The following is a 7,328-nucleotide window of genomic DNA, read 5'->3' as shown; positions in this document are numbered from 1 at the left end:
GGCCGCGGCGTTGCGCGGGAGGTCGCGCAGCGCCTGGGCGGCGCGGCGGTAGGCCTCGGGGGTGGGCGCGGAGCCCCCGGCGGGCAGCGCCTTGACGTCGCCGGCCGTACCGGACGCCGACTCCAGCGCCAGGACGCGGGCGCCTTCCAGCGCACTGGCCCGCTCGGTCTCGGCCGTGGCGTACCGGCGGAGCAGATCGGCGTGCTCACCACGGAGCCCGGCCAGCTCCACCCGCTTGGCGCGGAGCTTCGCGTCGAGCCGGGAGCGGAGCGCGCGGGCCTCTTCGAGGTCGGACTCCAGCTCGGCGACCCGTTCCTCGGACTTCCACTGGTCGGCGGTGCGGGCCCGGTCGAGTTCGGCGACCCGCAGTCCGGCGCTCCGGTCCCAACTGCGCATGAGGACGGCACCGGTGACGGCGGCNNACGGCTGCTCGCGGCCGCCGCGGCGGCCGCGAGCAGCCGTACGACGATCAGCTCACCGGGCAGCCAGGCGGCCGCGGCACACACGACCGCGGCGCCGGCGACCGCGGAGGGCGGCAGCAGCTTGTGCAGAGGCGGGGAATGGCGGTGGCGTCCACGTGGCATGGCCTGAAATTTACCGTGCGTAGGCGCCGTGTGGGGCGTCGGCCCGGCAATCTCTTGGCCACTTCTCGTCACCAGAAGTGGATATCCACCGTTCCGGTTCCGTTTCGCGCCGACGCCCCTCACCCGACGCCTACTTCTTGAGCAGCCCCTTCGTCTCCAGATACTCCTTGGCGACGTCCTCCGGCTTCGCCCGCTCGGCGTCGACCTTGCGGTTGAGTTCGGCGAGATCCGCTGTCGTCAGCACCTTGGTGATCTTGTCCAGGGCGGCGGCTATCTCAGGAGAACCGGCGTCCTTGGCGTTGACCACGGGCAGCACGTTGTCGGCGTTCTGCAGCTTCTTGTCGTCCTCGAGGAAGACCAGGCCGTAGCTGTCGACGGTGGCGTCCGTGGTGGTCGTCAGGACCAGCTGGTCCACCCCGTCCTTCACCGCCTGCTTGGCCTGTGGGGTACCGACGCCCTTGGGGTCGATCCCGGTCACGTCGATCCCGTACGTCTTCTTCAGGCCGGGCGCGCAGAAGGGCCGCACCGCGCATTCGTCACCGGCGGCGATCTTCACCTTCAGCTTCGAACCGCCGAGATCGGAAAGCGTCTTCAGCTTGTTCTTCTCGGCGAATTCCTTCGTCACCGCGAAGGCGTTCTGATCGACCGCCTCACCGACCGCGAGCACCTTCAGACCGCGCGGTTCGGCGAGCTTCCGCAGCGCCTCGACGGTGGCCGCCGCGTCACCTGAGGCGACCGGCTTGTCCTCGGGCGCCTTCGGGCCGTTCACCTTCGCGTTGAGGAATTCCGCGATGGTCGCGGCGTATTCGGGGACGACGTCGATCTCGCCCTTCTCCAGCGAGGGCTCGTACAGCTCGCGATTCTTCACCGTGGTGACGGACACGGAGTATCCGGCGTCCCGCAGCGCCTGGGCGTACAGCTCGGCGAGCACCTTGGCCTCGGTGAAGGCCGCGGCGCCGACGACCAGCGAGCCCTTCTCCGCGCCGCCGGAGCTCCCGGCGCCCCCGGAGCTTCCCGAGCCCTTCTTCTTGCCCTCCTCCAGGCTGTCGCCGCCGCACGCGGCCAGCGCGACGGTCAGCGCCGCCGTCCCCAGCACCGCGCCCGCGATTCGCGAGACCCTGTTCACGAGATCACCCATCCCCAGTCAGCGTTTGCCCAGTTGGTCGAATCGTTGATCGAGTCGTTGCCCGAAGTTCGGTGAGAGCAGCCGGTCCGCGCCCACCAGGACGCCCTCCACCAGGAGTGCCAGCAGGGCCACGAGGACCGCGCCCGCGACGACCTGCGCCGTGTCGTAGGTGGCGAAGCCGGCCGTGATGATCCGGCCCAGGCCGCCCTGGCCGACCATCGCCGCGACCGTCGCCGTGGCCACCACCTGCACCGCGGCCGAGCGCACGCCGGTCATCACCACCGGCCGTGCCAGCGGGAGTTCGACCTGCCGGAACAGCTGCCCGCCGGTCATCCCCATGCCCCGCGCGGCCCGTACCGCGGCCGCGTCCACCTCCCGCATCCCCACGTAGGCGTTGGTGAGGAGCGGGGGTATCGCGAACAGCACGAGGGCGACCACGGTCGGCACGTATCCGGCGTTCCGCAGGGGGGACACCATGAACAGGGCGAGGACCGCGAAGACGGGGATCGCCCGCCCCACGTTCGACACGTTCACCGCGAGGGCCCCGCCGCGGCCGAGGTGGCCGAGCCAGAGGCCCAGCGGCAGCGCGAGCGCCGCGGCGATCAGCAACGCCGCCCCGCTCACGTAGACGTGCTCGGCGAGCCGCTGTCCGATGCCCTCCTCACCCGCCCAGTGCGCGCCGGTGGTGAGCCAGCCCCAGGCGTCCGTCACCACGCCCATCTCACCCACCTCCCGGCGCGGTCCGTATCCGGGTCCACGGCGTGAGCAGCCGCTGGAGTCCCAGGAGCAACAGGTCGGCGGCGACGGCGAGCAGGACGCACAGCACCGAGGCGGCGAGCATCTGCGCCTTGAAGAAGGTGGGCAGCGCGTCCTCGATGAGGTTGCCGAGGCCGCCGCGTCCGACGACCGAACCGACCGTCGTCAGCGCGATCGTGGAGACCGTCGCCATCCGTATCCCCGCCATCAGCACCGGGAGCGCCAGCGGCAGTTCGACCTGCCACAGGAGGCGCAGCGAGCCGTACCCCATGCCCCGGGCGGCCTCCCGCGTCTCGGCGGGCACGGCGGCGAGTCCCGCGAGGGTGTTCCGCACGAGGATCGTCAGCGCGTACAGCACGAGGCCGGTGACCACGAGCGCCGACGAGAGCCCGAACAGGGGCAGCAGCAGGGAGAACATGGCGAGCGACGGCACCGTGTAGAGCAGGGTGGTCAGCCCGAGGACGGGTCCCGCGAAGCGGGGCCTGGCCCGGACGAGCAGCGCGAGCGGCACGGCGACGGCGAGCGCGATCAGCACGGACGCGGCCGTGATTCCCACATGCTGGAGCGTGGCGTCGCCCAACTCCCGGGAGCGGGTGCGCAGATACTCCCCGCAGATCCAGTCGTTCGTGACCAGACAGTTCGGCGCGCTCATCCGTCCCTCCCCCCGGGTCGTCGATCTTCCGAACGCGTGTCTGACGACCCTAACCCCCGCCACCGACAATCCCCGAGACCCGCCACAATGCGGCAACACGCCCTTCACACACCCCCGGCATCCAGGGGCCAGAATGGGGAACCATGATCCGGTTCGAGCACGTGACCAAGCGGTATCCGGACGGCACCACCGCCGTCGACGACCTCTCCTTCGAGGTGGCGGAGGGCGAACTCGTCACCCTGGTCGGGCCGTCCGGCTGCGGCAAGACGACCACGATGATGATGGTGAACCGGCTGGTCGAGCCGACCTCCGGCCGTGTCCTCGTCGACGGCCGGGACATCGCCGACGTCGACCCCGTCGCGCTGCGCCGCAAGATCGGCTACGTCATCCAGCAGGTCGGACTGTTCCCCCACCGCACGGTCCTCGACAACACCGCGACCGTCCCCGCCCTCCTCGGCTGGAAGAAGGCGGCGGCACGCGCGCGTGCGGCCGAACTCCTCGACCTCGTCGGCCTCGACCCGGCCGTCTACGGCTCCCGCTACCCCGCGCAGCTCTCCGGCGGTCAGCGCCAGCGCGTCGGCGTGGCCCGCGCCCTGGCCGCGGACCCGCCGGTCCTCCTCATGGACGAACCGTTCGGCGCCGTCGACCCGGTGGTCCGCGAGCGCCTCCAGAACGAGTTCCTCGCCCTCCAGGCCACCGTCCGCAAGACCGTCCTCCTCGTCACCCACGACATCGAGGAGGCCGTCCGCATGGGCGACCGCATGGCGGTCTACGGGCAGGGCCGCATCGAGCAGTTCGACGCGCCCGCGACCGTCCTCGGCGCCCCCGCCACCCCGTACGTCGCGGACTTCGTCGGCAGCGACCGCGGCCTGAAGCGGCTCGCGGTCACCCCTGTCACGGAGGCCGACCTCGAACCCGTACCGGCGGGAGGTCCCGCGGCGACGGGCAAGCCCGGGAGCCGGGACGGCGCCCCCGAGCCCGTCCCGCTCGGGACCTCGCTCAAGGACGCCCTCGCCGTGCTCCTCCAGCACGACACGGGCCGGCTCACGGTCACCGGCGACGACGGCCGGCCGCTCGGCGTCCTCACCCCCGAGGGCGTCCACCGCGCCCTGCGCCGGGCGTCGGCCCCGGCACCGGCTTCCTGAGCGGGGGTCAGGTCGCGCTGAGCTTGCCGCTCATCCAGACCAGCCCCGGCGGGATCTCGCGGTTCCACGTGTTGAAGTTGTGGCCGCCGCTCTCCAGCGTGATCGACGAGACCTTCGCCGGGCTCTTCACCTTCCTGATGAAGTCGAGCGTGCCCCGCCGGTTGCCCTCGCCCTTCTTCGACGTCGTCACCAGGAACGACGACGGGCCCTGCGGCCGGTGGTCCAGGCTCCACAGCAGGTCGCCCCGCTTGCGCAGGCTGTCGTCCCCGTGGAAGAGGTCACCGGTCGTCACGTCCTCCGCCGCCCGGTAGTACGCGGAGAACCCCGCCCCGGCGGCGAACCGGTCCGGGTGGTGCAGGGCGATCTTCAGGGCGCAGTACCCGCCGGTGGAGTTCCCCATGAAGCCCCAGTTGCGGGGCTTCGTGCCCACCCGGTACGTCTCCGAGACCGCCTTCGGCACGTCCTCCGCGAAGAAGGTCTCCGTCCGCGGGCCGCCCGGCACGTCCACGCACTCGGTGTCCCGCGGCGGCGCCACCGTCGGGCGGAGCATCACCAGGATCATCGGCTGCATCCGGCCCTCCTTCGCCTGGAGGTAGGCCGTCTTCGGGTACCTCAGCCCTTTGATCAGGTTCTCCGCCGTGCCCGGATACCCCGTCAGCACCACCGAGGCGGGGAAGGTGCGCTTGGCGTACTCGGCCTGGAAGTACTCCGGCGGCAGGTAGACATAGGCCTGCGAGACGATCCCGGACCGCTCCCCCGCCACGACGACCTTCTGTATCTGGCCGGCGGTCGCCGGACGGCCGCCGCCCGGCACGTCGAGGCCCTGCGTACCGATCACCTTGAGGTCCTTCGAACCGGCCGCGTGGTCGACGACCACGCCCATGTCCTGCTCCTGCCCGAACAGGTCGGCCCACGAGCCGTAGAAGAGGAAGGAACGGTTCGCCGCCAGGCCCACCGCCGCGAACAGCGCCACCTGCGTCACCAGTAGCAGCCCGATCCGCCCCACCACCGCCCGCCAGCCACGACGCGCGAACCGCGGCCAGAACCAGACCGTGACGAGGAACAGCGCCACGGCCAGCACGACCGCCACCACGAGGACTTTGTTGCTGGTGAGACCCATGGGACGACCGAGCCTTCTTTCTTGAGAATTTCCTGTGAACCGATGAACCCGACCCCGCACGGCTCCGTCCTAGAAGGCGCACCAACCGGAACGGCCCGCCGAACGCGCCGCAGGGCCCGACCGGAGTCAAGGACCCTTCGCAGGACCACGGGAAGCACGGGAAGCCATGTCTGTCACAGTAGATGGGGACAAATCCGGATTGGTTCCGGTTCGAGTACGCCGGATTCTCCGCGGCCCCCGCCCCGAGAAGGTCCCCGCGCTCGTCGGCACCGCCTGCACCCTGATCGGCCTCATCGACATCGCCGCCGGCGTCTTCCCCCGCTTCCGCGCCAGCCGGATGCACGCCATGGCAGAGGTCCTCCCCGGCACCCTCGGCCCCCTCTCCGCCGCCCTCTCCCTCAGCGCCGGCGTCCTCCTGCTGCTCCTCGCCCACGGCCTCAAGCGGCACAAGCGCCGCGCCTGGCGCGCCGCCGTCGTCCTCCTCCCCCTCGGCGCCGCCGCCCAGTTCGTCTGGCGCCACTCCGTCCTCGGCGCCCTCCTCTCCCTCGTACTCCTCGCACTCCTCCTGCGCCACCGCAGTGAGTTCGCCGCCCTGCCCGACCCCCGCAGCCGCTGGCGCGCACTCGCCAACTTCGTCGTCATGGGCGCCGGATCCATCGCCCTCGGCCTCGTCATCGTCAGCGCCCACCCGCGCCGCGTCATCGGCGACCCCAGCCTCGCCGACCGCCTGGAACACGTCCTGTACGGACTCTTCGGCGTCGAAGGCCCCGTCGGCTACAGCAACGGCGTCGACTGGACCGTCGGCTACTCCCTCGGCGCCCTCGGCATGCTCACCGCCCTCACCACCATCTACCTCGCCTTCCGCCCCGAACACCCCGCCGCCCGCCTCACCGACGAGGACGAGCTCCGGCTCCGCGCCCTCCTCGACCAGCACGGCGGCCGCGACTCCCTCGGCCACTTCGCGCTCCGCCGCGACAAGGGCGTCGTCTTCTCGCCCAGCGGAAAGGCCGCCGTCTGCTACCGCGTCGTCTCCGGCGTCATGCTCGCCAGCGGCGACCCCATCGGCGACGTCGAGGCCTGGCCCGGCGCCATCGAACGCTTCATGGACGAGGCCAAGGCCCACTCCTGGACCCCCGCCGTCATGGGCTGCTCCGAGACCGGCGGCCAGGTCTGGACCCGCGAGACCGGCCTCGACGCCCTCGAACTCGGCGACGAGGCGGTCGTCGACGTCGCGGATTTCTCCCTCTCCGGACGAGCGATGCGCAACGTCCGCCAGATGGTCAAGCGCATCGAACGCAACGGCTACACCACCCGCGTCCGCCGCGTCCGTGACCTCGACGACGCCGAACTCGAACAGGTCCGCCGCGCCGCCGCCGACTGGCGCGGCACCGACACCGAGCGCGGCTTCTCCATGGCCCTCGGCCGCATCGGGGCCCCCGGCGACGGCGACGCCGTGATAGCGACCGCCCACAAGACCGACGCGGGTGACGACCCGGACTCCGTCTACGGCGACCTCAAGGCGATCATCCACTTCGTCCCCTGGGGCCCGGACGGCATGTCCCTCGAACTCATGCGCCGCGACCGCTCCGCCGACCCCGGCATGAACGAGCTCCTCATCGTCGCCGCCCTCCAGGCCTCCCCCGGCCTCGCCATCGCCCGCGTGTCCCTCAACTTCGCCATGTTCCGCTCGGCCCTCGCCCGCGGCGAGAAGATCGGCGCCGGACCCGTCCTGCGCGTCTGGCGCGGACTCCTCGTCTTCCTCTCCCGCTGGTTCCAGATCGAGTCGCTGTACAAGTTCAACGCCAAGTTCCAGCCCCGCTGGGAACCCCGATTCGTCGTCTACCGCAAGAGCCGCGACCTCCCCCGCATCGGCTTCGCCGCCATGCAGGCCGAAGGCTTCGTGAACCTCGCGCTGCCCCGCCCCTTCACCCGCAGGCGCCCCGCC

At 71.5% G+C, this 7,328-nt stretch carries 6 protein-coding genes and 1 pseudogene; 2 read left to right on the top strand and 5 right to left on the bottom strand.

Annotated features, from left to right (window positions below; all coding sequences use genetic code 11):
• The 4 genes and pseudogenes from AOK00_RS40830 to AOK00_RS30815 form a co-directional block, all read right to left on the bottom strand.
• Positions 1-420, bottom strand: a pseudogene (locus AOK00_RS40830) (hypothetical protein); the annotation flags it as partial.
• Between the two features lie 294 nt (positions 421-714).
• Positions 715-1,722 carry an ABC transporter substrate-binding protein gene (locus tag AOK00_RS30825; protein ID WP_173861683.1) on the bottom strand — a complete coding sequence of 336 codons (1,008 nt, stop codon included), beginning with the start codon at positions 1,720-1,722 and terminating at the stop codon, positions 715-717.
• 6 nt (positions 1,723-1,728) lie between these two features.
• Positions 1,729-2,430, bottom strand: a complete 702-nt coding sequence (locus AOK00_RS30820) for an ABC transporter permease (RefSeq protein WP_055603496.1) — start codon at positions 2,428-2,430, stop codon at positions 1,729-1,731.
• A 1-nt stretch (position 2,431) separates the two neighbouring features.
• Complete coding sequence (locus AOK00_RS30815; RefSeq protein WP_055603495.1) at positions 2,432-3,118, bottom strand: ABC transporter permease; 687 nt, start codon at positions 3,116-3,118, stop codon at positions 2,432-2,434.
• 143 nt (positions 3,119-3,261) lie between these two features.
• On the opposite strand from AOK00_RS30815, the gene AOK00_RS30810 reads away from it, so the two are divergent.
• Positions 3,262-4,263 carry an ABC transporter ATP-binding protein gene (locus tag AOK00_RS30810; protein ID WP_055603494.1) on the top strand — a complete coding sequence of 334 codons (1,002 nt, stop codon included), beginning with the start codon at positions 3,262-3,264 and terminating at the stop codon, positions 4,261-4,263.
• A 7-nt stretch (positions 4,264-4,270) separates the two neighbouring features.
• Here AOK00_RS30810 and AOK00_RS30805 read toward each other — a convergent pair whose 3' ends face one another.
• Positions 4,271-5,383: an alpha/beta hydrolase gene (locus tag AOK00_RS30805; RefSeq protein ID WP_055603493.1), complete on the bottom strand. Its 1,113-nt coding sequence runs from the start codon at positions 5,381-5,383 to the stop codon at positions 4,271-4,273.
• 166 nt (positions 5,384-5,549) lie between these two features.
• On the opposite strand from AOK00_RS30805, the gene AOK00_RS30800 reads away from it, so the two are divergent.
• The coding region (locus tag AOK00_RS30800) for a phosphatidylglycerol lysyltransferase domain-containing protein (protein WP_173861682.1) at positions 5,550-7,328 on the top strand (1,779 nt) is incomplete at its 3' end.

The organism is Streptomyces aureus (genome assembly GCF_001418135.1).
In the GTDB taxonomy this organism is placed as follows: domain Bacteria; phylum Actinomycetota; class Actinomycetes; order Streptomycetales; family Streptomycetaceae; genus Streptomyces; species Streptomyces aureus_A.
The sequence above is the reverse complement of the archived record's forward strand: the minus strand, read 5'-3'. Positions and strand labels throughout refer to the sequence as shown.